The following is a 25,317-nucleotide window of genomic DNA, read 5'->3' as shown; positions in this document are numbered from 1 at the left end:
CCTCCCCTCGGCGGGGTTGCGGACCTGCGCGGGTGCTCAGCGCGGCCCCAGCCATGATGAGCTTGCGTGGAGTTGCTCCGACCGCGGCGGACATGATGCCGACCCGTCTCCGCGCCGACCACCGGGGCGGCCCGGATTCGTCTCTCGCCGAGGACGACCCGGCGTGGCAGCCGGAGTGCGTGGTGCCCTCGGTACTTCAACCGTACGTCGTCCGCGACCGGAAGAGCCCGAGGCGACGGGCGCGCGGCACGGCAGGGGCCGCACCACCGCACGGGCCGTCTGGGCTACCTCTTCGGGAGGTGACGTCGTCGAGGCGTACGCCGAGGGCAACCTGACACTCCCGAGAACCACGAGCGTCGGTCCGTACCGGTCCCGCGGTTCCCGGCCGAGGAGCTGAAGCCCCACGTCCAGGGGCGGGGAGATGAGGAGTTGCTCTTCACCGCCCCGCAGGGCGGACCGCTGCGGGACCGCGACTTCCGTCAGCGGTGCTCCGCGCCGGCGGTCGTGACGGGGTCGTGAAGGGGTCGTGAAGGCCGGCCCGGGCCACCTCGAGGTCACCCCGCACAAGCTGCGGCATACGGCGGCTTCGCTTGCCATCGCCGGCGGCGCCGACGTCCATGTCGTACAGACGATGCTGGACCACAAGTCGGCGACGCTGACCCTGGCGGTGGCCGTTTGGGAAGAGGGCGCTGCGTGATGTGTGCGCTGTCCGTGCTGCGGGCCCGACGTCGCGCCGACGGCCGCGGTGGTCATGCCGCCGCGGAGATCCCGAGTTCGGTGAGCAGGTCACGTACGCGCTTTTCGATGGTGTCCCGGATCGGCCGGACGGCGTCGACACCCTGCCCGGCGGGGTCATCCAGCTGCCAGTCCAGGTACCGCTTGCCTGGGAAGACGGGGCAGGCGTCGCCACAGCCCATCGTGATCACCACGTCCGAGGACTGCACCGCCTCGGTGGTGAGGACCTTGGGGGTCTCGGCGGAGATGTCGATGCCCACCTCCGCCATGGCCTCGACGACGGCGGGGTTGACCGCGTCGGCGGGGGCGGAGCCGGCCGAGCGGACCTCTACTCGGCCGCCGCCGAGGTGGGTGACGAACGCGGCGCCCATCTGTGAGCGGCCGGCGTTGTGGACGCAGACGAACAGGACCGAGGGGCGCGGGGCGGGGGTGCTCATGGCAGGCGTCTTTCGGGAGGGCGGAGCGAGTCAGGAGGAGGCGAATCCGGGTTCGCCGTGCGGGACCACGACCTCGTCCGCAGCGGGGCCGGGACGGCCGTACACCGCGATCACGGCGCCCAGCCCGAGCGCAGCTCCTGCTAGCTGGGCAGCGATGAACGGGGCGACGGAGGCAGGGGCGATGCCGGCGAAGGTGTCGGTGAAGGCCCGGCCGATGGTCACTGCCGGGTTCGCGAACGAGGTGGAGGAGGTGAACCAGTAGGCGGCCCCGATGTACGAGGCCACGGCCACCGGTGCGAGGGAGGCATTGCCGATGCGTTCGAGTCCGAAGATCAGCAGGATCAGCCCGGCCGTGGCGACCACCTCACCGAGCCACAGGTGAGAGGCGGACCGGTCGTGCGTGGACCACTCGACCAGCGGCTTGGCGAACATCGCGTCGGCCAGGACGGCCCCGCCGACAGCCCCGGCGATCTGTGCGGGCACGTACGCGGCCACCTCGCGCAGGGTGAGACCGTCGGCCTTGCGGCGGCCGGTGAACCAGGCGGCGAGGGTGACGGCCGGGTTGAAGTGCGCGCCCGAGACCGGTCCGAGTACGGCGATCAGCACGCCCAGGGCGAAGACGGTGGCGAGGGAGTTGGCGAGCAGCTGTACGCCCACGTCGCGTGAGAGCTCGGTGGCCTGGATGCCGGAGCCGACCACCACTGCCACCAGCAGCCCGGTTCCTACGGCTTCAGCGGCGAGCCGTCGGCCCAGGGGCGCGGTCATGCGGCGGTTCCGGCGGTGTGCGGCGCGGTCAGGAATGCGGCGAGGCGGTCCAGGACACCGGGCAGCACCCAGTAGTAGACCCAGGTCCCGCGCCGCTCGCAGTCGATGAGCCCGGCCTGCCGGAGCAGCTTGAGGTGGTGGGAGATGGTCGGCTGGGACAGGTCGAAGGCCGGCGTCAGCTCGCACACGCACACCTCGCCGCCCTCACCGCGCGAGGCGATCATCGACATCAGCCGGAGCCGGACCGGGTCGCCCAGGGCCTTGAACACCTTCGCCAGCCCGGCCGCCTGTGCCTCATCCAGCGGCGCGGTGGACAGGCCCGCGCAGCAGGCCGTGTCCTGCCCGATCACCTCAAGCTCTTGTTTCGGCATGCCTCTATGTTGACGTTTTTCGATTCAGCGCGCAAGCTTGCATCAATGAACGTCAATACAGGCCGTTCCGGGGCACCGCCATGCCCCGCCCTCTGGGAGTGAGTCATGAGCGAGCAGTCCACTGACCTGCGGGAAACCGTCCGCCAGCGCTACGCCGCGGCGGCCGTGAAGGTGACCGAGGGCGGCGCCGCCTGTTGCGGGCCGGAGCCGGTCGAGGTCGACGAGCACTTCGGTTCGACGCTGTACGCCGCCGACGAGCGCGCCGCCCTGCCCGCCGAGGCCGTGGCCGCCTCCCTCGGTTGCGGCAACCCGACCGTCGTCGCAGAGCTGCGTGAGGGTGAACGCGTCCTGGATCTCGGCTCCGGCGGCGGCATCGACGTCCTGCTCTCCGCCCGTCGCGTCGGTCCCACCGGCAAGGCGTACGGGCTGGACATGACTGACGAGATGCTGGCCTTGGCCCTGGCCAACGCCGAGAAGGCGGGCGCGACGAACGTCGAGTTCCTCAAGGGCACCATCGAGTCCATCCCGCTGCCCCCGAACACCGTCGACGTGGTGATCTCGAACTGCGTGATCAACCTTTCCGTCGACAAGCCCGCCGTCTTCTCCGAGACCTTCCGCGTCCTCAAGCCCGGCGGCCGAATCGGCGTCTCCGACGTCGTCGCCGACGACACCCTCACACGGGAGCAGCGAGCCGAGCGCGGCGACCACGTCGGCTGCATCGCCGGCGCCCTCTCCTTCGCCGAGTACCGCGCAGGGCTGGAAGCCGCCGGGTTCTCGGACATCGAGATCACCCCGACCCATCGGGTCGCGGACGGAATGCACTCGGCAATCGTCCGTGCCACCAAGCCGGTCACGGCCGGCACTCGCTCCGAGGCTGCCGAGCCGGCCGACGCCTGCTGCGGAGTCAACGCCTGCTGCACCCCGGACGAAACCTCAGCCGACCCCACCCTGACCGTCGGCGAAGCCAAGACGGCGTCGGGATGCGGATGCCAGAACTGAGCCCACGCGCGTAAGCGCGTGGTGCCAGTTGCCGGTTCAGCGGCCATCGCGCCGGGCCCTGTCCAGGGGCTGATGGGGCTGTTTGAGCTTTCAGGAACCGCCATCAGGGCCGCGCCTGCTGCATCACCGGCGATCCGCTCGATCTCGTCGGGCACTTCCCGCTCGTCAAGGACGAAGAGCCGGTCACCGACCAGATGGATGGTGGTCTTCCATCCGAGCCGGTGGCCGGCCTCGCGAGCGGCACGCCGGACATCCTCCAGTTCGCCCATCTCCCCACCATCCGCGCCCACGGCATGTGTGCCATATGTGTGCTGCAAGCGCAGGTGCCCTCCCGTCCGCTGGACGGGAGGGCACCTGACCTGGTGTTTAACTCAGACAAGGCCTCCGGGCGAAGACATCCAAGCGAAGGCGTCTGCTGTTCGGGTAGCCAGAGATCCGATCCGCCAAGCATCGGTTATGTCAGTCCAGCCATAGAGGCTGGCGCTGCGCGCGCCGTGCTCTGCGCCTTGGTCATAGAAGAGGGTGAACCTGTAGACCCTGCCGTCCTCGTAGATGACTTGACCGTCCTCGTGATCGGGGCCCTCCTGCAGGAGGTCGACGACTACCGTTCGGTCAGGATCGAGCCCCTGCACCTTCAGGAGCTCCCGCAACCGGCTCCACAGGGCGTGTTCGCTGGTCCGCAGGAGTTCGGTGTACTGAACGACGATGCTTGACACCATGACCTAATGATCGGTCCGTCGCCTGGTGCAGGGAAGCGGGCCGATGAGGTCACGGCCGGCGGTAGGCCATCAGCTTGGGAAGCTTGGGTGACCTAGGAGCTGGGGTGCTGCTGACCTGCTGCGGAGTATCTGCAGTCGCGTTGGGTGTCACCTGGCTCCCTGTTGTTCCCCGGCGCCAGTGCCGTTGGGCGTGCCGAGGCCGGTCGGCCCGTCGTATCCAGACCCCGCGGTGCACACGTAACTGTCTCCGCAGAAGCCGTTGCCGCACGACGTGGCGTCGTTGAGCGCCGACGTGTGGCTGTACGGGTACCAGCTGTTGACAACCTGAGAGGTGTTTCCGGCCGGTGCGTAGACGCTCGCGATGATCGGTGATGAGGCGCTGGTGTCTCCGACTTGGATCCATCCGTCGGCGCCCTGTGCGAGACCCAGTTGAAGCTCGGTGTCGCACAACGATGCGCCCTGGACCAGGCTGGCCAGGAGCACCGCGGACCGGTACGTGCACAGCAGCCTCTGTTTAGTCCGCCACCGCCGGGGCAGAGCCCAGTTCACGCCCTGCCCGGCACCGGGCGGCGGACAGGAACGGGCATGACGGGGCACGGAGAGGGCAGCCAGCACGATGCCGGGCAGGAAGCTGGTGGCTTCGCCCATGCCGGTCAGGGACCGTATGGCATCGACGGCGACGTAGGCGGCAAGCATGAAGAACGACAGCGCGATGATCCTGGCCCATGCCGCCCTGTAGCGGGCCGTACGCTCACGCATCGCTCACGCGCTGCCGGCTGCTGAGAAGCGCGAGGGTCAGATCTGGCCGAGGTCGATCTCCACCGGGAAGGGGGCCGCTACCTTGAGGACGCCGGTGAACATCTCTCCCTCCCGGTAGGTCTTCGTCGCGGGGTCGAGAACGTAGGTGTACACGAGAGGAACGCCTGTCGCGGCCTGCTCGATCCGCCAATAGAAGCCGATGCCTGCCTTGGCGTACTGGTCGACCTTCACGATCCGGTCGGTGGTCTCCGAGCCTGGCGACACCACCTCCGCGACCAGCAGCACGTGCTCAGGGCGGGTCGGGGTGATGTCGATCGTGTCTGCGCGGTACACGGCAACGTCCGGGCGGCGATTGGTGAGCGGGACGTCCTGAAGTCGGACGTCCAAGGCCGTGTCAGCGTTCCACTCCGGGCCCGCGGCGGCGTCCAGGGCGTTCGCCAGAATCCGCGCCGGCCGGTTGTGCCGCTTGGACGCACTCGGACTCACGACGACCATCCCGTCCACGATCTCGATACCGGCGCACTGCTCCTCGGACCAGGACTCGTACTCCTCCGCCGTGATCTGCTCATGCATCCACGCCGGGGCCACCATCTCGGCCGTCATGAAGCACCTCCCGGACACTGTGCAGCGGGCCCGATCCCGCTGGATTCAGCGTACTGTCTGCCCTCCGTCCGGCACGCTGATCTCGCTCACGCACCCTCCCCGTCGGCCGCCATCCGACCAGCGAACCCATCCGGTCGGTGTGACGGCGGTGGCGTGGTGTTCGCCCTTGGCGACGTTCCGTCCGAGGAAAGGCGCCGATATCGGTGGCGTCCATCACGTGGGTCTCCTGGTCGTCCCCACCCGGCCGTCCCATGCAAGGCCAAAAAGCCCCTCGGAGATCACTTCCGAGGGGCCTTTCTGGCGCATCGTGCCTGGTCAGGCACGGCACGAAGGTCGCTGAGGTCTCCTGTGCTGGTCACGGTGCCATTGCCGAGCATGAACGGATGCTTGCGGTCAACGAGGTTGCTGTACTTCGCTGCTGTACTGCAACTGACGTTTGATCGCTGCGGCTAGTTCCTGGCCACCGGGCTCTACCGCGGCTTTGTCCGTGCGTTGAGCGATGCCGAGGTTGCCGCCTACTCACACTCGTTGAGGACAGTCTTGGATCTCAGGTGTCCCACGCACCCACGTCGTAGGGTGACGGCGTGATCGACAACATACTTGAGACACGGGCTACGTACGACGTCATCGCGTCTGAGTACGCGGAGCGGTGGGCCGGACCGGCCAAGTGGATCACGGCTGAGCTTGATTACCTGTCGGCGGTGCTTCCGCGCGGAGCGCGCGTTGCGGATATTGGCTGCGGCCCCGGCCACCACACACGGCTACTGCGAGAATACGGCTTCCGCGCTAGCGGTTTCGATCTTTCCTGGGGGATGCTCTCCTCGCACAGCACGCTAGGCGTCGCGCAAGCCGATATGCGTGCACTACCGATAGCAACGGGCTCGTTGGATGCCATATGGTGCGCCGCCGCGCTGCTGCACATCCCAAGGTCTGACTTGCCGGTCGTGCTTGGCGAGTTCGCGCGAGTGCTTCGCACGGGGGGCCAGTTGATCACGAGTCTGGCCGAAGGTGACGGCGAGCTCTGGGAGCCTGTCTCCTACCAGTCGAGTCGCCGACGCTGGTACGTCTTGCACCGGGCCGAGCCGTTTGCCGCCCAGCTAGGTGAGGTGGGCTTTCACGTAGTCGGTCATTCTCGCCGGTCAACACACCGTGACTGGCTGCACTTCCGTGCTCGTCGGCGCTGACCGGCGGCTGCTCGACCGCAGCGGCCGGCGCGAGCAGCCCCAGTTTGGAAGACGGCGTATGTGGATGGTGGCTGACCTGGCAACTTCCTGACCTTGGCCGAAGCGCCATCGGCGCCATTGTTCCCCGTGAGTCCCCGCTACATCCCGTTGGGCCGGGCACGCAACGGGCACGGTTAGGCTGCGGCTCAACGTCCGCTCCCCTCTGGGTACGGAACGTGTCGGGCGCCGGACGGGCATGCCGACAGCAGACACGTGCCTTGGTGAGCGGTGGGTGACGCTGTGGCAGGTTGGATGGGGGAAGGAGTAGTGGTGGCAGAGACTGGCGGGGCGGCGACCCGATCCTGGCGTTGGTACGGCGCGGCCGCCCTGGCCTCAGCCGTGTTCCCTGCCGTGTTCGTGCAGGCGACGCTCCTCGCGAACTGGTACGTGGAACACCCGGTGATCGACCCCGGCGACGATTCACCTGGCGGCGGAAACATGGGGAACGTAATCGCCTTGCCGTTTTTCGCCGTTGCTGCGATGGTCTGCCTGCTCTTCCCTCTGCTCTGGGGGATCGCGGCGTTCCGCACGTGGAAGGGCGCGGCGGTGAAAGTTCTATCGGAGATTTCCACCGTCCTGCAGGGGGTCGCCTCGCTGGTGACCCTTCCGGTCGCCAAGACCCTGCCTTACAACTGGGCCGACGTCACGGTCCTTGTCGCCGCAGACCTGGTCGCACTGAGCATCGTCCTGAGACCGCTCTGGCCGCGCCGGACAGATCCTAGGTCGGCGTAGCGACTTTGGCCGGGAGCTGCTTTGGCGCGAGTGATCACGGCCCCTTACGCTGGCCCGCGGATCGGGCAGGCTTGTGGACCTGCCCGTTAGTGCCCGATGTAGGGCCATGATCTTCGAGGCTTGCGCCAAAGTGGCTGGCTAAAGTCGCGGAGCCGACCGGGGCGGAGACATGAGCGCGGGCGCCGTCGGCCGCCCGCGCCCGCCCGGAGGAGCGGAGCGACGACGGGTGCTTGATGAAGTAGGGAAAGTCTTATCCCGCCGGGATGAGGTGTCGTGTCCGATCCCGGTAGATGCTTGACAGTTCGGTCCCAGCTGATGGTTGACAGTGGCCGTGATCGGCTTTTCTGTGCGCGTCGTTGCGGCGCGTGGCAGGAGGCCGGGATTGGCGCTGGTGGAGTTGTCGGTTGTCGAGCAGAGATACCGGGCTGTCCTGGCCGTGCTGGCGGGTGTGACGGTGACCGAGGTCGCCGCGTCGCTGGGGGTGTCCCGGCAGACGGTCAGCGGCTGGAAGTCGAGGTATGAGGCTTCGGGTCTGGCTGGGTTGGCGGACCGTTCGCGCAGGCCGGTGTCGTGTCCGCATCAGGCCTCTGCCGAGGTGGAGGCTGCGGTGTGTGAGCTGCGGCGCAAGCACCCGAAGTGGGGTCCGCGGCGGATCGCTCATGTGCTGGAGCGGTCCGGGACGGTGAGCCCGGTGCCGTCGCGGATGACCGTGTATCGGATCCTGGTCCGGCATGGTCTGGTGGAGCCGGGAGCGCGGCGCCGGAAGCGGTCGGATTACAAGCGCTGGCAGCGGGATCGGCCGATGCAGCTGTGGCAGATGGACATCGTCGGCGGCGTGATGCTGGTCAATCGGGTCACCGGCGAGTTGACCGAGGCCAAGGTCGTGACCGGTGTGGATGACCATTCCCGGTACTGCGTGATCGCGTCGGTGGTCGAGCGGGCGACCGGCCGGGCGGTGTGTGCGGCCTTTGTCCGGGCCTTGCAGGCGTTCGGGGTGCCGGAGGAGGTGCTGACCGACAACGGCAAGCAGTTCACCGACCGGTTCGGACAGGGCGGTGAGGTGTTGTTCGACCGGACCTGTCGGGAGAACGGGATCGCGCACCGGCTCACCCAGCCGGCCTCTCCGACCACGACGGGCAAGGTCGAGCGGTTCCATCAGACGTTGCGGCGCGAACTCCTCGACGACTGCGGCGCGTTCGAGAGCATCGAGGCGGCTCAGGCAGCACTGGATGCGTGGGTGCAGGAATACAACTCCATGCGTCCGCATCAGGCGCTGGACATGCAGTCTCCGGGCGACCGGTTCACCCCGGTTGCTGAGCAGGAACGGGACGTCCTGGGCCTGAAGATCCCCGGAGTGCTCGCGCTGGTGCCGCAGCAGCGGACGGCCCCCGCGGTGACGTCGGACCCGGCCGAAGCGCCGCCTGCCCCTGCCCCTCTTCCCGAGGTGGTGCAGGTGGACGACGGCGGGCCGGTGGAGTTCGAGCGGGTGGTGCCTGCGAGTGGGAATCTGCAGGTCGCGGGCAAGCAGTTCTGGCTCGGTCCGGCCCGCTCAGGACTGACGGTGACCTTCTGGGCGGACACCTCGGTGATCCATCTGCTGATCGCGGGAGCGCGGATCAAGACCGTGCGCTCGCACTTGTCGGTGGCGGATCTGGGGCGGCTGGCCGCCCGGGGCGGACGTGTGGCCGGACCGGCCCCGCTTCCGGCCGGCGACGGGGCGGCGTTCGAGGTGGACCGGGTCGTGAACAACAGCGGCCTGGTCGGCCTGGGCGGCCACCAGGTGCTGGCGGCGGAGATCCTCGGCGGCCGCCAGGTGGGCATCCGGATCGACGAGGAGACGCTGTCGTTCTTCGATCCGTCCTCGCGGGAACTGCTGCGGGTGCGGCCCAACCCGCTGACCAGTGAGGAAGTCCGCAGGCTGCGGGGCCTGCGTCCGGCCGGACCGCCGCCGCGTCCGGGCACCGAGCCCGTGCGGGTGCAGCGGCGGGTCAGCGCGGTAGGCACGGTCATGGTCTGCCGCCAGGTCGTCTCCCTCGGCCGCCCCTACGCAGGCCAGACAGTGACCGTCCACGTGTCCGACACGACGATCAGCATCGAGCTGGACGGCCAGATCCGGGTGAGCCGGCGCACGACCGACGTCCCGGTCCGTAACGTGAAAGCGAACAAGCCCCACGGGGCTCCCTACGTTGTCTAGGCCCACCGTCAAGCATCACCCGGGACCGGAACGTCAGGCATCAGCTGGGATCCGACAGGGATGAGGTGTCGTTTGTCTTGTCTCGGTTGATGCTTGACGTTGTGGCTTCACCTGATGCTTGACACCGCTTGCCTCGGCTTGGCTGTGCGCGTCTGATCGGCGTGTGCAGGGAGGGCCGGGGCCGTGCTGGTGGAGCTGAGTGTGGTCGAGCAGCGGTATCACGCGGTGATGGAGGTCGCCGCGGGGGTTCCGGTCACTCAAGTCGCCGCCCGGTATGGGGTGTCGAGGCAGTCGGTGCACTCCTGGGTGCGCAAGTACGAGCAGTCGGGTCTGCCGGGTCTGGCGGACCGGTCGCACCGGCCGGCGTCGTGTCCGCACCGGATCGCCGGGGAGGTGGAGGCTCTGGTGTGTGACGGAGTCCAGCCTCTATAGAGGAGTGATCTGCTGTGCGTCAGATTCCCGTCGACACGTCCGCCGCCACCGTGATGGTGGCCAAGAACCCGCAGCCGAAGGTCAAGGACGCAGCGCCGTCGGGGCGTCCTTTACGACGACGATCCCAAGAGCCGTCGTCGCCGAGCCGTCCCGCTGCCTGTTTTCTGCATCGCGCCTCTGCGCTGGCACCGGATGCGGCAGGCAGCTGCTCGTGCCACGGCGGGGGAGCACTGGCAGGAGTCCGGCCACGTCTTCACCACCCGCACCGGCCGCCAGGTCGAGCCGCGGAACGTCTACCGCTCCTTCACCCGCGTTGCCGAGTCGGCCGCCCTCCGGGTCATCCGGCTGCACGACGCCCGGCACGGCGACGCTCCTCACAGCGGCTGGGATCGCGCCCGCGTCGTGATGGAGATCCTCGGGCATAGCCAGATCAGCATCACCATGGACGTGTACACGCACGTCGTCCAGGACACCCAGCGAGAGGCCATGAGCCACATGGACCGGCTATTGCGAAAGCGGCGCCCCGGTCGGGAGTGACCGCCCCCGTTGATGAACTAGATGTCAAAGGCCACCTACCAAGATCGGTAGGTGGCCTTTTGCCTGGTGCCCCCGGCAGGATTCGAACCTGCGACACCCGCTTTAGGAGTTCATCCGGGCAATCTGGTGAGCGGTTGTTTGGCACGCTCAGCCTGCTCTGCCGGGTGCGCGGTCGGTCCTCCAGGTACGGCAACGTGCGCTGGTGTTGCCGTCAGCTAGTGCCGTCAGCCGGAGGCACGGATTGGCGTACGCCAGTAGCTTGCTGTCTGGCGATTGCGGTTGGGTGCCGCTCCTGAAGGGAGCCGCACGACCCGTGCGTTATCCGTCAAGCAACACGGTCTTGCTGCGGTCTTCAGGTGGCATGGAGAGTAGTTCCGGCCGCTCGTTATATAGAGCCTTGAGCCCATCGATGGCCACGCGGATTACTCTCTCTCTGTTTTTCGCAGCGGTGTCGGGGTCCGGCTCTTTGGCGCCGTGCACCATCGAACTTCTCACACCGTAGAGTTTGTTGAGTTCCTTCTGTAGCTCTAGGCGCTTTTCTGTGGTTTCTTCAAGAATTTTAGCGAGAGATGCCGTCACCCTGAATGTGGTTTCAGTCCGAGTGCCAAACATGTTCTCCCAGGCGATCAGGGCGTCGATCAGTGCATCGTTGGAATTCCAACGGGAGGAGGCCGCAGAGAGAAGCCGTTTCATGGCGATGTTCAGCGATTCCGGGTGCTTTTTCCTGATCACGTCATACATGGCAACAACTTCACCGTGCTTGTCTGCGAGAAGCTGATTGTTGGCAGGTGTATGCTCGCTAGCGCTCCAATAACTTGCGCCTCCCATATTTGCGGGGTCGATGACGAGTCGAGACTCTTCTTTTGGTGCGAGTAGCGTCCCCTCCTCGGAGCAAAGAAGGAGTGCCAGCCTCACTTTGTCAAGACTGTATTCGAAGGACCTGGCAGACTCTTCAATTCGCGCTCTGTACTTCATGAACGGCTTAGCCCAATCGTCGCTCCCGGGGTTGCCCCTGTATACGTGGAGGATTCGTACCGCGTAGTGCGTCTCGTAAACAGCTCCAGTTGCGCCGCTGTTGTTAAGGAGAATCCCTCGCTCGGCAGGACGTACGCCACGAAGAACGCCATCTGTAAAGTCGATGGACTGTCCGTCCTCCAGACTAAGGCCGCTATAGCCGATGACGGCTGGGATCTTTACATCCTTCCCGTCTGCCAGCAAACGGAGAGCCTTCAGGGAGTCGTTCAAGGACTCGGAAAGGCGCTCGTAGGTGAGTTGGTGTCCGTTTAGGGCCACGCGTAGTCTGGCGTCATAGATTAGTCCGGAGAGAACGCCAACTAGTTGCCGTGTGCCGCTGGAACCGACATTTACCACCCATTCCGCCGAGTCCATCAATGGCTGGAGTTCTCCTTGCTCGCTGCCAGTGGCAGGAGGGAAAAGTTTACTTAGCGACGGATCATGCATGAATATTTCAGCTGCTTCTGCCGCTTTGGGATGCTGAATCAAGCCAGCAGGGCTGGCCATGAAGAACCCAGCCCCTCGCTGGATCTTTGGTGGTGGCATCAGAAGCACAGGCCAGATGTCCAGCGCTATAGAGCGGAGCGCGAAAAGCATCTCGTCCTCTGTGTCCGCTACCTCTGCCTGCACGCTTCCACCGCAAAGCTTGCGCAGGAAGTGAACGACGGACGTACCCTCTTCAGGCATGAAGGCACTCAGTTGGCCTGAGGCAATGAGGTTGATATCAATGAAGCCCGTATGGACTGATTGCAAGGCCAGAGAGGATAGGGTGTTCAAAACGCCCATGGGGGTACGTTCTGTTAGGTTGTCCAGGCTCTCTGGCTCCGGGATATTGAGGACGTACCGTACGAACTCTTCTCCGAACGCCGCAACCAGCAGTTGTTTGACGTCTGACATGAGACCCCACCCCTACCCTCAAGTCAGGGCTACCACGAAGAGCCCTGTTTCCGTATCAATTCGTTCCCATGCCGGGTGTAGCCGTCATTATTGCGTTACGCGAGCTCGGATGGAGAGTTTTTTTCTGACCTCGCGGAGCAATCCGCGTGGTCTTCTGTTCGAGACGGCGAGAGTCAGTGTTCGGCGGAGTCCAAAACAGCAATCACGGCCGCAGGATCGCCGTCATACGTGAGATGCGGTTCGTCAGGCTTGGGGGGTACGAAGCGAGTGCGGTACCGCTGGAGATCACTCTCTGAGAAGTAGATCGAGTTGGGATCGTGCGCGTGGGCTTCGTTGCGCTTCCTGATCCTTGACCAGAGTTCATCGTGGCTCGCTTCGAGATACACGAGCACTGGGGTTGCGCCAGCGTCGCTAGCGATGGCTCGCCACCGGGCGCGGTCGTCTGGTGTCCAAAAGCCGTGGTCAACCACAACGTCGTGCCCTGCCTGAAGTAGCTCCCGCAGTTCGACCGCCACGTCCTCAAGGACCGGACGCTCAAGGGTGGGGAAGGTGCCTCGCGGGAAGTCCACCCCGTAAACGCCATGACGCCGGTACATCTCTTCATCCGGGCACAGGCGCACGAATCCGCGATCGGTCAGGGTCCGGGAAAGAGTGGTCTTGCCAGAGCCGGGGAGGCCGGCCATAAGGACGCAGAACGGAGGGCGTGCGGGCATCGGTCTCGTCAGGGTCTGGGAGATCACAGACATCTCCGCTTCGGCTTCGGGGGTGAACTGGCCAGTACGGCGAGCGGCAAGCAGAGTGCCCATGCGGCCTTCAAGCACGCTCATGAGCGTGTCGTCGATGGTCGTCACTGGAAGACCTCTGATTCCGTCCGCCAGGTTCGACCAGGGCCTCCGAGGTCGACGCCGTACTCCACGACGTTGCCCTCGCTGTCGATGAACTTCGCTGTCATTACAACCACGGGTTCGGCCGGCGGATTCTCAGGATCCAACTCCAGGAGCTGCGCGTCCTCCGCTGTTAGCAGGCGCGCTGAGGCGGTGTCGATCCGATGAGTGATCGGGAGGCCGGTCGCCTCGGCGATGAGCTGGAGCGATGTGCCCCCGGTCAGTCGCTCGCTCAGTGCCAACTGGGGGATGAGCTTTCCATACCGAGTCGGGATCCAAGACGTACTGTGCGCCACGATGCCGTGTCGGTCCCTGTACACCCGGCGCCGACGGATCACGTCGGAGCGCGGCTCAATGCTCAGAACCTGGGCTACGTCCGGAGGCGCAGGCACGACAGAGGCCTGGTGTGAGTCGGACCTTTCGCCGGATCCCCAACTTGAGCCAGTACGGCGGCCCCGGTCCTGACGCTGAGATCCTGAAGACATGGGAGCGGGTCGGTCTAGAACTTCCGTCCCGATCCCGTGAATCCCTCTGACTAGACCCTCGTTGCGTAGCTTGCGCAGCGCCTTCTCGGCCGTTGCGGTGCTCACGCCCCACTCCTCCGAGAGATTTTTGATGCTCGGCAGAAGTGATCCCGGCAGTAGCTGGCCCGACTCGATCAGCTCCGTGTAGTGGGCGGCGATCTTGGCGTACGGCGCCCGATTGTCGGCCTGACCGGCCATGTCGTTAGCTCCCTCGTCTGCGGTTCCCTGCGGTTCCCTAGCTTACCGCTTGACACCGCAGGGAACCCTAGGGAACCTTAGGGATGTGCCCGCTGGTCGGCCGTCCGAACAGCGGGTGCAAGACCTCAACACGCCTGTGCTCAAAGGGGCGTGGAGGAGGTAAGGGGCCCGGGACAGAGCGGGCTGAGGGCGCACCCGACCCTGGTCATTCGGGAGGGCTTAGACCGCAAGGTCACGTCTCCATACGCCTGAATCGGGAGCCCGTGTTCCCGAAGGAGACACCCGCACGACCACGCCTCCGCAGTGCTCACCGCTGCGGCCGGTTGCCTCCGCTGCTCGTCTCGCACGAGCAGCGCTGAGGGGAGCCGGACAGTCCGACCTCAACGGCGCGCGGCCCCGGTGCTGGAACACCGGGGCCGCTGTTCGGGCCGTTCCTGTGTGAGAGGAACCAGACCCAATGAGCCACATCGTTACTGTTCAGGACGCTGTTACCGCGTTCGCCGACTTCATGGAGCCGACGGATGCGGAACTGGATGCGATCGAGCTGGAGATGCCCGCGATCCTCGCGGACGTCGAGCTGCTCGACGCGCAGATCATCATCCTTGACCGCACCCCGACCGAGCTGGACGCCCGCCGCATCCGCCGGGCCCGCCGCCGGGCGCTCGCCGCGCGGGTCGCGCTGACCAACCGTGCGGCCGGCACGAGCCTGCCGGGCGGTGCGGCGTGATGAACCACAAGGAACTGACCACTCCGCAGCGCATCGTGCTGGGGGCCGCGTTCGTCATCATGGCCGCCGTCGGCGGCATCGGCGGGTACGGCACGTTCAGCAACATCGGCCACGCCTACGGCACCGGTACCGCGCTCGGTGCGGTCGCCGCCGGTGAGGGCGCGACCGCCGTGCTCGGCCTGGTCCTGCTCGGGCTGACCATGCTGGGCCAGTCCTCACCCTGCGTCGTCCGGCTGGGGCTGTGGGCGCTGCCCGCCGCCGCGTCCGTCATGGCGGCGATGGCGGGCCCGGACGCCGGCCGTACCGTGATCTACGCCGTGACCCCGATGGGCATGTGCGTGTCCGCGGAGGGCATGGCGTTCCTGGCCCGGCGGATCGTCGTCCACACCGACGGCCGCGACGCCGAAGCCGAAGCCCGCGCGGCGGCCGTGGTACGGCAGTTGGCCTATCACCGGGCTGTGGCCGCCAACCACCCCAGCGACCGCGTGAAGAAGTGGTCGGAGCGCAAGTCGTGGCGTCTGGCCCGCAGGGTCGGCACCGGCGACCACGCCTTGGGAACGCGGCTGCTCGATGTGCAGCGCGAGCGCGTCACCGCGGGTGCGGATGCCGCGCTGGCGGGCATGTTCACCACCCCGACCGATCCGCCGGCGCTGCCGTCGGTCGACCCGATCGGCCCGGCGACCACCGTGAGCACGAATGCGGAGGAATCGTCCGAGACGGAGAGGATTCGGTCTACGGCTGACCAGCCGGGATCGACCCCGGTCACGATCACCCTGACCCGTCTCCCGGTACCCGACCCGGTCCCGGCGGACGTGGGCAAGTCGAGCCTTCCACTCAAGCCCCTCTCCGCCCTGCCCGCCCCGATCGAGTCGACCCCTGAGCCGACCGCGCCCCGGGCGGCGGCACTACGGTCGGTGGCGGCTGAGTCGACCCAGCCGCGCCGGGCGACCTACCGGGTTCCGGACGCCGCCAAGGCCCCCCGGACCCGGCGCACTCCGGAACAGCTCATGACCGAGGCCCGCACCGTGACGGCCGAATGGCCGGACGCACAGATCACCGGTGAAGGCCTGCGCCGGGCCCTGCACACCTCTCCGGCCAACGCGCGCAAGCTGCGTGACGCCCTGCTCGCCGAGCGGGCCCTCTGATGGGGGCGCTGCCGGTGTTCCGGTGGCGCCTGGCCCCGGACGGATACGCCACCTACCGACAGTTGCGGGCGCGCGGTCTGCGCCCCGGCGGTCAGCCGGTGGTCGCCCAGCTCGAACGCCCGCGCCGCCGGCGCGGGCCGTTGGTCGCCTACCTGTACCGCGTCGACCTCGCCATGCCCGTACGGCCGATGACCCCGGCCAGGTGGGCGGCGCTGGCCAAGGCCAACCGCGCGCGCCGCACCTGCCCCGCATGCCGCCGCGACGCCGGCTACGTCATCCCGCCGTCGCTCGGCACGTGCGTGCCCTGCGCCTTCCCCGAACCCTCCCAAGACCTCAGGAGTGCCTGACCATGGGCAAGCCCGACACCCGCCGCCTGGACAAGGCGATCCAGCAGACCACTCGCAAGTTGGAGGCTGTCCAGAACCGCGAGATGTGGCCGCTGAACGGCCGCGAGCGCCGCGCCGTGCTGGCCGCGATCGGTTCCGGCGCCTACAGCCTGCACCGGGGGAATGGCACCGCCCGCGCGGACCGGAAGCTGGACACCGCCTGGCAGAGCGCCGAGACCCGGCTGACCTCGGAAATCACGGCACTGCAGATGGAGCGGCAGCGCATCGTGACCGAGGCCGCCAAGGCCAACGCGGCGAAGAAGTCGTCCGGTTGGTGGTGAGCGTGGAGCGCCGCTGTCCCGCCGCCCACCCCGACGACCCCACCCCGTGCGTGGGCCCCGTCGTCGTGACCGTGCTCGACCGCTTCGACGCGGGTGCCGACGGGTGCGAGCACCACGCTGCCCGGCTGCTGGCGTCCCTGGACGGTGGCCGCGTCTACGCGCTGCCCGACGCCCCGCCCGGTGCCGCCCTCCGTGTCTTCAAGGCCGCCGACGGCATCCGCCCCTTCTGCTGGCTCGACGGCCCCCGCACCGACCCGTCCCACCTCAGCCACGCCGAGAACCGCGCCCGGCACGACCGCTGATCCCGCGCCGCCCCGCCCCCCGTCCGCGCCGATGCCGGGCAGGGATGGGCGCCCCCTCAACTTGCCGCCCCCGATGGGGCAGTCAGGAGTTTTTCCACCATGGGTGACACCGTCGTTCACCTGCACAAGGACACCGAACCGCCTGCTGAGGCGGCCACCGTGACCACGCTGACCGTGGTCCCCGATCCGCCGGCGGCGCCCCCGGTCCCGCTATGGATCCGCTCCGGCCGCGCCATCAAGACGGCCGTCACGCACGAGAACACGCGGACGGCCGCCCGTGGGGTGGCCCGGCACTCGCTCTACGTCGCCGGCGGGGCCCGGATCCTGGCCCGCCGTGCGTGGGACGGCCGGACCGCCGCCCGGTATGAGCGCATGATCCGCGCGGCGGAAGCCGCGGGGAACCACGAGGCGGCTGCCGAGTGGGAAGAGCGCGGGCAGCGCTACCGGGAGGCCCGCCACCGCCGCCGCATGGACCTGCTGCACTCCCCGCTGGACGCCGCCAAGGGCGCGGCGGTGAGCGCCGGCATGGGTGTCGGCTCTCTGGTCCTGCTCGGGATCGCGATGGCGGTCGCCACCAAGGACCCCACCGAGGTGGTCACGCCGCTGATGGCGGTCATCAAGTTCATCAACCTGATGATCACGATCGTGCGGGTGGTGTGGGGCCCCGCGATCACGATCGGCCCGTTCCTCGCGCTGCTCGCCCTGTGGTCGGTCGGCGCCCACCAGCAAGCCGCACCCCAGTGGGCGATGCCCGACCGGGTCCGCAATGGCGAGGGGGAGCCGATCACCCCGTCCATCGTCGTCAAGGCCCTGCGCGACCTGGGCATCCCCGCTCTGCGTAAGGCCATTCAGGAGATGGGCGACGCCGGCGCCTCCATGCTGTCCCCGATCGTGATCGCCGGGTGCGGGGTCGAGGTGGACGTCACCCTGCCGTCCGGGGTGTCGACCAACGAGGTGCAGGGCAAGCGGCGCAAGCTCGCCGAGAACCTGTCCCGGCATGAGCACGAGGTGTTCATCACCATCCCCGCCGCTGCCCGGACGGTGCGGCTGTGGGTGGCCGACTCCGGCGCGCTGGACGAGCCGATCGGCCCGTCCCCGCTGACCACGGACGAGACGCTGACCGCCGACTACGCCAAGGGCAAGGCCCCCTGGGGTCAGGACCTGCGCGGCGACGCCGCCGCCTTGAGCCTGTATCAGCGGCACCTGCTGGTCACGGGCCTGTCCAACCAGGGCAAGACGGCCGCACTGCGGGCGCTCGCCCTGTGGCTGTCCCTGGATAAGTCGGTGCAGTTCTGGCTCGCCGACCTCAAGGGCGCCGGCGACTGGCGGTACTTCGACGGCATCGCCTCCGTCCTCATCCAGGGCCCGACCGATGACCACGTCATCCAGGCCACCGAGATGGCCGAGGACGCGGTCACCGAGATGAACCGGCGCCTGGAGGTACGGCAGAAGGACCCGACCGCGAAGTTCCCGCCGCTCATCGTCCTGGTGGACGAAGCCCAGGTGGCGTTCATGTGCCCGGCCAAGGACGAGGACGGCCGCCCCTACGGCGGCTCCAAGGCCACGTCCCGGTACTTCATGGCCGTCCGGAAGATCCACAACCAGGGTCGTGCGGTCGACGTGCTCATGTGGCAGGGCACGCAGGACCCCACCGACCAGAACCTTCCCAAGCTGGTCCGCGAGGGCGCCCACACGCGTGCCTCGCTCGCGCTGGGCACCGAGCAGCAGTCGCGCATGGCGCTGGGGGACAAGGCCGTCAACGGCGGCGCCGCCCCGCACCTGCTCCGCCAAGGCCTGGACAAAGGCACGCTGGTCGTGGCCTCCGACGGGATCACCATCCCCGCCGGCCAGGCCTCCATCACCGTCCGCACGCACTTCATCGATGACGAGGCGGCGCAGACCATCGCGGAGCGGGCCAAGGCCCTGCGCGACGGCGTCACCACCCTGCATGCCGTCGAGCGGGACGAGGAACGGGACCCGCTCGCCGACATCGCCGCCGTGGTCGGAACCGCCGCCCGCCTGCGCACGCAGGAGGTCATCACCCGGCTCGCCACCCTGAACGCCGAGGCCTACGGCAAGTGGTCGTTCATCGACCTCAAGCGCGTCCTCGACGGCACCGGGGCCGAGCCGTACAAGTCCGACGGCGTGATGGTCGTCGGTCGTGACCGCCTAGCCCGCGCCCTCGCCGACCGCGACGCGGACGGTTCCGCTTCCGTCTCCTGATCCCAGGGAGCCGACCCCCGGCGGGCCAGGGAGGCAGGGAGAACTCCCTGAACCCCTCCGTGACCCGCCTCCCTGGCTCTGACCAGCACGAATGATCCATCAGGGAGTCAGGGAGGCCCGCAGCTCAGACCCCCCTGAAACCCCCTCCACACGGCACCCCCAAGGGGGTGCCGCGTCCTCCCTCACCCAGCACCGGAAGGGATTCCGCATGTCCTCCGAGACCACCCCCGGCACGGCCCAGCCGGCCCCCGGCATGAGCGACGACGTGGCCGCCGCCGAGGCCCGCCGGATCATCGCCGACGCCTACCGGCCCGCCCCCGAGACGCCCACCGCCTACCGCGACACCACCCCGCTGCCCGCCTACGGCAGCACGCCCCCGGTCCTCCAGCCGGACCGCCGGATCGTGCCCGTGTGGGCCGCCGGAACCATCGTCGCCGGCATCGGCGTCGGCGCCGCGTTCGTCGGCATCGGCTGCGGTGTCTGGCTCGCCTGCCGGGGACTGGCCGCCATCTCCCTCACCGACGTCCTGTTCGTCACCCTGCCCATCGCCGCCGTGGCCACCGTCGTCACGGCCGTCGGATCGGCCCTGCGCTCCCTCAAGGACACCCACACCGAGCACCACCACCACTACGCCGGCCCGGTCCGGCAGGAGAACACCACCACCCACACGCGCGGCCTGTTCGCCCGCACCCGCAACGAGCGCCACTGACCCGACAGGAGCCCGCGTGTTCGCCATCCGGATCATCTGCGACCCCGCCGACACCGACCACGTCGTCGCCGCCCTGGACGACGCCTTCAACGCCGGAACCATCACGGTCTTCCCCACCCGTGACGGCAAGCAGAACCGCCTCTACCTCTACGCCGACCACAAGCAGGCCTCGGAAGAGAACACCGCACAGTGGCCCGGATACGAGGTGTACGCCACGGCGCCGGACGCGCCCACCGAACTGAACTGGCTGTGCGGACGCGAGCCGCACGAACGCGACCGCGAGTGGTGGCTGCGACGCGCCGCCGTCACCGACCGCATGGCCGCCGGCCTCGCTCCCGGCTGTACCGCCACCGAGGAGCAGGCCGTGCAGGTGGCGCGCCGCCTGATGGACCTGGACGACGCAGCCCCTCTCTGCGACCCGCGCGCCTACGTCCGCCAGCAGTACGCCAGCTGGGCGACGCAGCCCTAGCTACGCCAAGGGCGGCCCCCGCATCTCGCCAAAGAACCGGGGCCGCCCTTGTCAGCCAGCATCCATCCAAGGAACTGGAGACATCCAGCATGACCCATGACCCTCGCTCTGCGCTGCTCCGTGCGGCGCTGGAGGCCGCTGAACGCGGCTGGTACGTCTTCCCGCTCCGTCCCGGCGGCAAGCCCCCGGCGCTGCACGGGGAGAAGACCTGCACCCGCACCGGCGTGTGCGCGGGTGGGCACGTGAAGTGGGAGCAGCGGGCCACCACCGACGCCGACCGCATCCGGGCCGCCTGGAGCCGTGCGCCGTTCAACGTCGGTATCGCCACCGGCCCGTCCGGGCTGATCGTGGTCGACCTGGACACCCCAGAGCACAAGGGCAGTTCGGACGCGCCTGACGGCGCGACGACCTTCTCTGCGCTCTGCGAGCGCGCCGGGCACGCCGTCCCCACCACCTACCGGACCCGGACCCCGAGCGGCGGAACGCACCTGTACTTCACCGCCCCGCCCGGCCTGCGGCTGGGCAACACGGCGGGCACGGTGGCCGATTCGGTCGACACCCGGGCGTGGGGTGGGTACGTCGTCGCCGCCGGCAGCACCACCCCGGCCGGACAGTACGAAGCACTATGCGGCGCTGTGGCCGCCCCTCTGCCGTCGTGGCTGCAAACCATCCTGCAACCGGCCCCCGCGCGCCCTGCGGGCCCGCTGAGGTTGCCTGCGGTCGACGGCAGCCGCGCCGCCCTTGCCGCGCTCGAAGCCGAATGCGCGGTCGTGGCCGCCGCCCCGGAGGGGGAGCGCAACACCACGTTGAACCGGTGCGCGTTCAAGGTGGGGCGTTTCGTCGCATGGGGCGACCTCCCCCGGCACGTGGCGGAGGAGGCCTTCCAAGGGATCGGCGAGGCGGCCGGACTCACCGCCGCCGAGTGCCGCACCACCATCGGCAGCGCCCTGGACAGCTCCATCCGCAAGGCCCGACCCAGGGGCGCGGCATGACCGCCCCCGCCGCTCCTCCCTTGGAAGGCCAACCCCCGGCACCCACCGGCCCGCAGGCCGCTCCACAGGCTGTGGACACGACGGCCGTAGGCGAGCCGAAAGGCGCCGCCCGTAAGGGCGTCGTAACTGCCTTTCGCTCTGACCGGTTCCAGAGCGACGAGGCACGCCACACCGCGGAAGACCCCACCCCGGAGCGGCCCGGTATCCGCATCTACGCCCCACCGGTCTACCGCCACCACTGGGACGGCGCCCGCTGGTCCACCCGGCCCGGCGACACCCCCACCGCCGCCTACACCTGCGCTTGCGGGCAGACCGGCACCGCCACCGGCCCCCGCGCCGTGACGGCGCTGGTCGCCGAGTACGACGCCCACAAGTCCGCCTGCACCGGAACGCCTGCCGTACCCACCGAAGGGAGGGCCGCCGCATGACCCCCACGCCCATCGACGGGGCCGCGCTGCTCAACGAGGTGGAAGCCTTCCACCGCCGCTTCAACGTCTTCCCCACCGATGCCGCGTTCGTCGCGGTCGCCCTGTGGGACGCGCACGCCCACCTGCTCGACTGCTTCGACTCCACGCCCCGCATCGCCTTCCTGTCCCCGGAACCGGGGTCGGGCAAGACGCGGGCGCTGGAGATCGTGGAAACCCTCGTGCCGCAGCCCATGACGGCCGTGAACGCCTCCGCCGCCGCCCTGTTCCGGTCCGTCTCGGCAGGCAACGGCAAGCCGACGATCCTGTTCGATGAGATCGACACGGTTTTCGGTCCAAAGGCGGGGGACAACGAGGAACTGCGCGGGTTCCTCAACGCCGGACACCGCCGCACCGGAGTCACGTACCGGTGCATCGGCGACGGCGGGCAACAGACCGTGCAGGCCTTCCCCTCGTACTGCGCGGTCGCGGTCGCCGGTCTCGGCTCCCTGCCCGACACGATCCTGAGCCGCTCCGTCATCATCCGGATGCGGCGCCGGGCGAGGAACGAGAAGGTCGAGCCCTTCCGGGCCCGCATCCACGAGGCGGAGGGGCACAAGCTCCGTGACCGACTCGCCACGTGGGCAGAGCAGGCACGAGGGTTCGTGCTGGGGGCGTGGCCGGACATGCCGGACGGGGTGACCGACCGGTCGGCGGACGTGTGGGAACCCCTGCTCGCCGTCGCCGACGCCGCCGGCGGCCACTGGCCCGACCGCGCCCGCGCCGCCTGCGTGAGCCTGGTCACCGCGTCCAAGGCCAACGACAAGGGCAGCCTGGGCGTTCGGCTGCTGACCGACCTGCGCGACCACGTCATGGTCGGCATCGACCGCCTGCCGACCGTCGCCATCCTGGACCGGCTCAACGCCATGGACGACGCCCCGTGGGCCGACCTGGGCGGCAAGCCGCTCGACAGCCGGCGCCTGTCCAAGATGCTCGCCGAGTACATGACGGCGGACAACGAGCCCATCGCCTCCCGCAACATCAAGGCCGCCGGAAGCGTCCTCAAGGGCTACTACGCCGCCGATCTCTGGGACGCGTGGGCCCGCTACTGCCCCCCACCCCCGGAAAGTCCGCTACCTCCGCTACCCGGCATCGAAAACGCTGCCTGACCAGCAACAACGGGGTAGCGGCAAGCACCACCGCGAGCCGCTACCCCGCCGCTACTCATCCGCTACCGCTACCCCGTCCCGCTACCTCAAGCAGGCCCCTGACCTGCACGGTAGCGGCGGTAGCGGAAGTAGCGGACTTCCCAGAGGGGGGGCCGAGGACGCCCCCGCATTCAGGAGGTTCGTCGTGCGCACCGCCATGCCCACAGCACCTGAAGCCCTCACCGTCCCCGAAGTGATGACCGCCCTGCGGCTGAGCCGCAGCAAGGTCTATGACCTCATCCGATCCCGTCAGTTGGCGAGCTTCACCGTCGGGCGCGCGCGTCGTGTTGCCCCCGACAGCCTGCGCGCCTTCATCCAGGCACAGATCGAGGAGAACGCAGCCTGATGGCCCCCCGTAAGAGGAACCCCAACGGCGCTGGCAGCATCTGGCAGCGCAAGGACGGCCGTTACGAAGCGCGGGTATACGTTCCCCAGCCGGACGGCACGCGCAAGCGAAAGACCGTCTACGGCAGCACGTGGGAAGAGTGCGACACCAAGCGTCAGGAGTTGGTGCGCCGTGACCGCCAGGGCATCCCGACACCGACCCGTTCCGCCAAGCTCTCCGAGTGGCTGCCGTACTGGCTGGAGCACTACGTTGAGCCGCGCCGCAAGCTCAGCACGTACGACAAGTACGAAGCGCACGTGCGGCTTTACCTCGCGCCCCTGTTGGGCACGAAGCGGCTGGAGTCGCTGAGCGTCGCCGACGTGCGCCGCTTCATCACCCGGGTGCAGAACGTCCACACGGCCGCGACCGCAAAGGAAGCGCACCGGGTGCTGCGCACGGCGCTCACGGCGGCCGTGCGAGAAGAACTGATCACACGGAATGTCGCGTCGCTGGTCGAGCCACCGCGCGTCAAGCAGCGGGAGATCCGGCCGTGGACCCTGGAAGAGACGCTGTCCTTCCTGGAAGCTGCGCGCCGAGACCCGCTGTACGCCGCGTTCGTGCTGGCCGTCGCCATGGGGCTGCGGCGCGGTGAGCTGGTGGGTCTGCGCTGGTCAGATGTGGACCTGGATAGCCGCGTCGTGCACGTTCGCCAACAGACACAGCGCCGCCGAGGAACGCTGTACGACGACGACCCCAAGAGCCGCCGCAGCCGCGTGGTGCCGATGCCTGCGCTGTGCATCGCGCCGCTGCGCTGGCACCGACTGAGGCAGCGCGAGGCGTTCGCGCGCACGGGTGTCGCCTGGTCGGAGACCGGCTACGTCTTCGCCACGCGGAACGGCCGGCCGGTCGAGCCTCGGAACGTCTACCGCTCCTTCACGCGGGTCGCGGCAGATGCCGGGCTGCGTGTCGTCCGACTGCACGACGCGCGGCACGGCTGCGCCACGCTGCTGACGGTGGCCGGCGTCGCGCCGCGAGTCATCATGGAGATCCTCGGACACAGCCAGATCAGCATCACGATGGACGTGTACACGCACGTCGTGCACGACACCCAGCGGGAGGCGATCAGCCACATGGACCGGCTGCTCAAGCGCCGCCTACCGGCCGCCTGAAGGCGACTGCCGTCAAATGGTGCCGTCAAAACGGCCCGGACCATGATCGGTCCGGGCCGTTTTGCCTGGTGCCCCCGGCAGGATTCGAACCTGCGACACCCGCTTTAGGAGAGCGGTGCTCTATCCCCTGAGCTACGAAGGCGTGGTCGGGCGCCTGGTGGGGCGCTCGGTCCACAGGGTACCGGATCAGGGGGCGGGCGGGTGGGGTGCTGGGGTTCAGGACAGGGGGACGTGGGTGAAGCGGGACGCGGTGTGCAGGTCGGTCTGGATGCGGTCGGCGGTTCTGCGGAGTTCCGGGAGGAGGCCGTGGACGCAGTCCTCCAGGCTGCGGCGGGCCGCGTGCGTGGCGATGTTCAGCGCTGCGACCGCCCGGCCGGTCCGGTCCCGTACCGGTACGGCGATGGAGCGGACGCCCGATTCCAGTTCCTCGTCGGCCAGGGCGTGGCCCTGGGCGCGGACCTCGGCGAGGGGCGGCGGCAGCGGGGCGGCGGTGTCCGCCAGGAGGACGCGGCCCAGGGACGTCGCGGCGGCGGGCAGGCGGGCGCGGCCCAGGGACGTCGCGGCGGCGGGCAGGCGGGCGCCGACCCTGCTGTGCACGGTCAGGACGCGGCTCGCCCCCGCCCCGCCGGTGTACTGGATCTCCGTGCCGTCGGACGTGAGGACCGCGAGTGCCGTCGGCTCCTGCAGACGGTCCGCCAGGGCGCGGAGGTGGGGCTCGGCGAGGCGGGGGAGCGTGGTGCGGGACAGCGAGGGAAAGCCGAGGTCCAGGACGCGCGGGGTGAGGGCGAAGGTGCGGTCGGGGTGCGCGAGCACCAGGCCGAGGTGTTCGTGGGTGAGCAGCGCGCGGCGGGCCGTGGCCCGGGGCCAGGCCGGTCGCCCGTGCCACCTCGGCCAGGGAGACGGTAAGCCCCTCACGGCACCCCCCTGGCCCGACCAGCCCCACCTGCGCGAAGA

The 25,317-nt window shown here is 68.7% G+C and carries 27 protein-coding genes, 1 tRNA gene and 4 pseudogenes; 21 read left to right on the top strand and 11 right to left on the bottom strand.

Annotation, left to right across the window (positions count from 1 at the left end):
- Positions 1–526 precede the first annotated feature (526 nt).
- On the top strand, positions 527–697 hold the full coding sequence (locus tag ACZ7GZ_RS32425) for a tyrosine-type recombinase/integrase (protein WP_471029663.1): 171 nt from the start codon (positions 527–529) through the stop codon (positions 695–697).
- 52 nt (positions 698–749) lie between these two features.
- Here ACZ7GZ_RS32425 and ACZ7GZ_RS32420 read toward each other — a convergent pair whose 3' ends face one another.
- The 3 genes from ACZ7GZ_RS32420 to ACZ7GZ_RS32410 are packed head-to-tail and all read right to left on the bottom strand — an operon-like array spanning position 750 to position 2,308.
- Positions 750–1,172, bottom strand: coding sequence for an arsenate reductase ArsC (locus tag ACZ7GZ_RS32420; RefSeq protein WP_471029661.1), 423 nt, complete (start codon positions 1,170–1,172; stop codon positions 750–752).
- Between the two features lie 30 nt (positions 1,173–1,202).
- Complete coding sequence (locus ACZ7GZ_RS32415) at positions 1,203–1,937, bottom strand: aquaporin (protein WP_471029659.1); 735 nt, start codon at positions 1,935–1,937, stop codon at positions 1,203–1,205.
- On the bottom strand, positions 1,934–2,308 hold the full coding sequence (locus ACZ7GZ_RS32410; protein ID WP_471029657.1) for an ArsR/SmtB family transcription factor: 375 nt from the start codon (positions 2,306–2,308) through the stop codon (positions 1,934–1,936). The genes ACZ7GZ_RS32415 and ACZ7GZ_RS32410 overlap by 4 nt, the downstream gene beginning before the upstream one ends.
- A gap of 105 nt (positions 2,309–2,413) precedes the next feature.
- Between ACZ7GZ_RS32410 and arsM the strand changes: the two genes are divergently transcribed.
- The gene (gene arsM, locus ACZ7GZ_RS32405) at positions 2,414–3,307 is read left to right on the top strand and encodes an arsenite methyltransferase (RefSeq protein WP_471029655.1); all 894 of its coding nucleotides are present in this window, start codon (positions 2,414–2,416) and stop codon (positions 3,305–3,307) included.
- A 371-nt stretch (positions 3,308–3,678) separates the two neighbouring features.
- Here the strand turns inward: arsM and ACZ7GZ_RS32400 are convergent, their stop codons facing one another.
- The 3 genes from ACZ7GZ_RS32400 to ACZ7GZ_RS32390 all read right to left on the bottom strand — a co-directional run bounded on the left by ACZ7GZ_RS32400 (position 3,679) and on the right by ACZ7GZ_RS32390 (position 5,388).
- Positions 3,679–4,026, bottom strand: a complete 348-nt coding sequence (locus tag ACZ7GZ_RS32400) for a hypothetical protein (RefSeq protein ID WP_471029652.1) — start codon at positions 4,024–4,026, stop codon at positions 3,679–3,681.
- Between the two features lie 147 nt (positions 4,027–4,173).
- Entirely contained in the window at positions 4,174–4,785 is a 612-nt protein-coding gene (locus ACZ7GZ_RS32395) for a hypothetical protein (RefSeq protein WP_471029649.1), read from the bottom strand.
- Positions 4,786–4,821: 36 nt separating this feature from the next.
- Positions 4,822–5,388 (bottom strand): Uma2 family endonuclease, encoded by a 567-nt coding sequence (locus ACZ7GZ_RS32390; protein WP_471029647.1) that lies wholly within the window; start codon positions 5,386–5,388, stop codon positions 4,822–4,824.
- A 584-nt stretch (positions 5,389–5,972) separates the two neighbouring features.
- Here ACZ7GZ_RS32390 and ACZ7GZ_RS32385 point away from each other — a divergent pair.
- The 6 genes and pseudogenes from ACZ7GZ_RS32385 to ACZ7GZ_RS32360 all read left to right on the top strand — a co-directional run.
- Positions 5,973–6,572 carry a class I SAM-dependent methyltransferase gene (locus tag ACZ7GZ_RS32385; protein ID WP_471029644.1) on the top strand — a complete coding sequence of 200 codons (600 nt, stop codon included), beginning with the start codon at positions 5,973–5,975 and terminating at the stop codon, positions 6,570–6,572.
- 309 nt (positions 6,573–6,881) lie between these two features.
- A complete protein-coding gene (locus ACZ7GZ_RS32380) occupies positions 6,882–7,343 on the top strand; it encodes a hypothetical protein (protein WP_471029641.1) in 462 nt (153 codons plus the stop codon).
- Between the two features lie 382 nt (positions 7,344–7,725).
- Entirely contained in the window at positions 7,726–9,537 is a 1,812-nt protein-coding gene (locus ACZ7GZ_RS32375; RefSeq protein ID WP_471029638.1) for an IS481 family transposase, read from the top strand.
- 195 nt (positions 9,538–9,732) lie between these two features.
- Positions 9,733–9,951 (top strand): annotated as a pseudogene (locus ACZ7GZ_RS32370) (helix-turn-helix domain-containing protein); the annotation flags it as partial.
- A 32-nt stretch (positions 9,952–9,983) separates the two neighbouring features.
- Positions 9,984–10,058 (top strand): annotated as a pseudogene (locus ACZ7GZ_RS32365) (SCO3933 family regulatory protein); the annotation flags it as partial.
- A gap of 43 nt (positions 10,059–10,101) precedes the next feature.
- Positions 10,102–10,506, top strand: a pseudogene (locus ACZ7GZ_RS32360) (tyrosine-type recombinase/integrase); the annotation flags it as partial.
- Positions 10,507–10,824: 318 nt separating this feature from the next.
- On the opposite strand, the gene ACZ7GZ_RS32355 reads toward ACZ7GZ_RS32360, so the two are convergent.
- The 3 genes from ACZ7GZ_RS32355 to ACZ7GZ_RS32345 all read right to left on the bottom strand — a co-directional run bounded on the left by ACZ7GZ_RS32355 (position 10,825) and on the right by ACZ7GZ_RS32345 (position 14,023).
- The gene (locus ACZ7GZ_RS32355; RefSeq protein ID WP_471029637.1) at positions 10,825–12,417 is read right to left on the bottom strand and encodes a hypothetical protein; all 1,593 of its coding nucleotides are present in this window, start codon (positions 12,415–12,417) and stop codon (positions 10,825–10,827) included.
- Between the two features lie 173 nt (positions 12,418–12,590).
- Positions 12,591–13,268, bottom strand: a complete 678-nt coding sequence (locus ACZ7GZ_RS32350; protein WP_471029634.1) for a P-loop nucleotide/nucleoside kinase family protein — start codon at positions 13,266–13,268, stop codon at positions 12,591–12,593.
- Positions 13,265–14,023 (bottom strand): GntR family transcriptional regulator, encoded by a 759-nt coding sequence (locus ACZ7GZ_RS32345; protein ID WP_471029631.1) that lies wholly within the window; start codon positions 14,021–14,023, stop codon positions 13,265–13,267. The genes ACZ7GZ_RS32350 and ACZ7GZ_RS32345 overlap by 4 nt, the downstream gene beginning before the upstream one ends.
- A 457-nt stretch (positions 14,024–14,480) precedes the next feature.
- Here ACZ7GZ_RS32345 and ACZ7GZ_RS32340 point away from each other — a divergent pair, with 457 nt between their 5' ends.
- The 13 genes from ACZ7GZ_RS32340 (at position 14,481) to ACZ7GZ_RS32280 (ending at position 24,363) form a co-directional block, all read left to right on the top strand.
- Complete coding sequence (locus tag ACZ7GZ_RS32340; protein WP_471029629.1) at positions 14,481–14,750, top strand: DUF6284 family protein; 270 nt, start codon at positions 14,481–14,483, stop codon at positions 14,748–14,750.
- A complete protein-coding gene (locus ACZ7GZ_RS32335) occupies positions 14,750–15,895 on the top strand; it encodes a conjugal transfer protein (RefSeq protein WP_471029627.1) in 1,146 nt (381 codons plus the stop codon). Before ACZ7GZ_RS32340 ends, ACZ7GZ_RS32335 begins: the two co-directional genes overlap by 1 nt.
- Positions 15,895–16,242 carry an RRQRL motif-containing zinc-binding protein gene (locus tag ACZ7GZ_RS32330; RefSeq protein WP_471029624.1) on the top strand — a complete coding sequence of 116 codons (348 nt, stop codon included), beginning with the start codon at positions 15,895–15,897 and terminating at the stop codon, positions 16,240–16,242. The genes ACZ7GZ_RS32335 and ACZ7GZ_RS32330 overlap by 1 nt, the downstream gene beginning before the upstream one ends.
- A 2-nt stretch (positions 16,243–16,244) precedes the next feature.
- Positions 16,245–16,562, top strand: a complete 318-nt coding sequence (locus ACZ7GZ_RS32325; RefSeq protein WP_471029622.1) for a hypothetical protein — start codon at positions 16,245–16,247, stop codon at positions 16,560–16,562.
- Complete coding sequence (locus tag ACZ7GZ_RS32320) at positions 16,559–16,864, top strand: hypothetical protein (RefSeq protein WP_471029620.1); 306 nt, start codon at positions 16,559–16,561, stop codon at positions 16,862–16,864. Before ACZ7GZ_RS32325 ends, ACZ7GZ_RS32320 begins: the two co-directional genes overlap by 4 nt.
- A gap of 99 nt (positions 16,865–16,963) precedes the next feature.
- Positions 16,964–19,087, top strand: a complete 2,124-nt coding sequence (locus ACZ7GZ_RS32315; protein WP_471029617.1) for an ATP-binding protein — start codon at positions 16,964–16,966, stop codon at positions 19,085–19,087.
- A gap of 208 nt (positions 19,088–19,295) precedes the next feature.
- Complete coding sequence (locus ACZ7GZ_RS32310) at positions 19,296–19,796, top strand: hypothetical protein (protein WP_471029614.1); 501 nt, start codon at positions 19,296–19,298, stop codon at positions 19,794–19,796.
- Between the two features lie 16 nt (positions 19,797–19,812).
- Entirely contained in the window at positions 19,813–20,265 is a 453-nt protein-coding gene (locus ACZ7GZ_RS32305; protein WP_471029611.1) for a hypothetical protein, read from the top strand.
- Between the two features lie 89 nt (positions 20,266–20,354).
- Positions 20,355–21,257 (top strand): bifunctional DNA primase/polymerase, encoded by a 903-nt coding sequence (locus tag ACZ7GZ_RS32300; RefSeq protein WP_471029608.1) that lies wholly within the window; start codon positions 20,355–20,357, stop codon positions 21,255–21,257.
- The gene (locus ACZ7GZ_RS32295; RefSeq protein WP_471029606.1) at positions 21,254–21,685 is read left to right on the top strand and encodes a hypothetical protein; all 432 of its coding nucleotides are present in this window, start codon (positions 21,254–21,256) and stop codon (positions 21,683–21,685) included. Before ACZ7GZ_RS32300 ends, ACZ7GZ_RS32295 begins: the two co-directional genes overlap by 4 nt.
- Positions 21,682–22,830, top strand: coding sequence for a DUF3631 domain-containing protein (locus ACZ7GZ_RS32290; RefSeq protein ID WP_471029604.1), 1,149 nt, complete (start codon positions 21,682–21,684; stop codon positions 22,828–22,830). The genes ACZ7GZ_RS32295 and ACZ7GZ_RS32290 overlap by 4 nt, the downstream gene beginning before the upstream one ends.
- Before the next feature lie 184 nt (positions 22,831–23,014).
- Positions 23,015–23,215, top strand: a complete 201-nt coding sequence (locus tag ACZ7GZ_RS32285; protein ID WP_471029602.1) for a helix-turn-helix domain-containing protein — start codon at positions 23,015–23,017, stop codon at positions 23,213–23,215.
- On the top strand, positions 23,215–24,363 hold the full coding sequence (locus ACZ7GZ_RS32280; RefSeq protein WP_471029600.1) for a tyrosine-type recombinase/integrase: 1,149 nt from the start codon (positions 23,215–23,217) through the stop codon (positions 24,361–24,363). The genes ACZ7GZ_RS32285 and ACZ7GZ_RS32280 overlap by 1 nt, the downstream gene beginning before the upstream one ends.
- 66 nt (positions 24,364–24,429) lie before the next feature.
- Here the strand turns inward: ACZ7GZ_RS32280 and ACZ7GZ_RS32275 are convergent.
- Both ACZ7GZ_RS32275 and ACZ7GZ_RS32270 read right to left on the bottom strand, forming a co-directional pair.
- Positions 24,430–24,505: transfer RNA gene (locus ACZ7GZ_RS32275), tRNA-Arg, on the bottom strand.
- 74 nt (positions 24,506–24,579) lie between these two features.
- A pseudogene (locus ACZ7GZ_RS32270) lies at positions 24,580–25,264 on the bottom strand (IclR family transcriptional regulator domain-containing protein); the annotation flags it as partial.
- Between the last annotated feature and the right edge of the window lie 53 nt (positions 25,265–25,317).

The sequence above is a fragment of the Streptomyces sp. NPDC037288 genome, assembly GCF_055603265.1.
This window is presented reverse-complemented; position numbering and strand designations above follow the sequence as displayed.

Coding starts and splice junctions, on each gene's coding strand:
- ACZ7GZ_RS32420 (WP_471029661.1), bottom strand. CDS start 1,172: ATGAGCACCCCCGCCCCGCGCCCCTCGGTCCTGTTCGTCTGCGTCCAC.
- ACZ7GZ_RS32415 (WP_471029659.1), bottom strand. CDS start 1,937: ATGACCGCGCCCCTGGGCCGACGGCTCGCCGCTGAAGCCGTAGGAACC.
- ACZ7GZ_RS32410 (WP_471029657.1), bottom strand. CDS start 2,308: ATGCCGAAACAAGAGCTTGAGGTGATCGGGCAGGACACGGCCTGCTGC.
- arsM (WP_471029655.1), top strand. CDS start 2,414: ATGAGCGAGCAGTCCACTGACCTGCGGGAAACCGTCCGCCAGCGCTAC.
- ACZ7GZ_RS32400 (WP_471029652.1), bottom strand. CDS start 4,026: ATGGTGTCAAGCATCGTCGTTCAGTACACCGAACTCCTGCGGACCAGC.
- ACZ7GZ_RS32395 (WP_471029649.1), bottom strand. CDS start 4,785: ATGCGTGAGCGTACGGCCCGCTACAGGGCGGCATGGGCCAGGATCATC.
- ACZ7GZ_RS32390 (WP_471029647.1), bottom strand. CDS start 5,388: ATGACGGCCGAGATGGTGGCCCCGGCGTGGATGCATGAGCAGATCACG.
- ACZ7GZ_RS32355 (WP_471029637.1), bottom strand. CDS start 12,417: ATGTCAGACGTCAAACAACTGCTGGTTGCGGCGTTCGGAGAAGAGTTC.
- ACZ7GZ_RS32345 (WP_471029631.1), bottom strand. CDS start 14,023: ATGGCCGGTCAGGCCGACAATCGGGCGCCGTACGCCAAGATCGCCGCC.
- ACZ7GZ_RS32340 (WP_471029629.1), top strand. CDS start 14,481: ATGAGCCACATCGTTACTGTTCAGGACGCTGTTACCGCGTTCGCCGAC.
- ACZ7GZ_RS32335 (WP_471029627.1), top strand. CDS start 14,750: ATGAACCACAAGGAACTGACCACTCCGCAGCGCATCGTGCTGGGGGCC.
- ACZ7GZ_RS32330 (WP_471029624.1), top strand. CDS start 15,895: ATGGGGGCGCTGCCGGTGTTCCGGTGGCGCCTGGCCCCGGACGGATAC.
- ACZ7GZ_RS32325 (WP_471029622.1), top strand. CDS start 16,245: ATGGGCAAGCCCGACACCCGCCGCCTGGACAAGGCGATCCAGCAGACC.
- ACZ7GZ_RS32315 (WP_471029617.1), top strand. CDS start 16,964: ATGGGTGACACCGTCGTTCACCTGCACAAGGACACCGAACCGCCTGCT.
- ACZ7GZ_RS32310 (WP_471029614.1), top strand. CDS start 19,296: ATGTCCTCCGAGACCACCCCCGGCACGGCCCAGCCGGCCCCCGGCATG.
- ACZ7GZ_RS32300 (WP_471029608.1), top strand. CDS start 20,355: ATGACCCATGACCCTCGCTCTGCGCTGCTCCGTGCGGCGCTGGAGGCC.
- ACZ7GZ_RS32295 (WP_471029606.1), top strand. CDS start 21,254: ATGACCGCCCCCGCCGCTCCTCCCTTGGAAGGCCAACCCCCGGCACCC.
- ACZ7GZ_RS32290 (WP_471029604.1), top strand. CDS start 21,682: ATGACCCCCACGCCCATCGACGGGGCCGCGCTGCTCAACGAGGTGGAA.
- ACZ7GZ_RS32280 (WP_471029600.1), top strand. CDS start 23,215: ATGGCCCCCCGTAAGAGGAACCCCAACGGCGCTGGCAGCATCTGGCAG.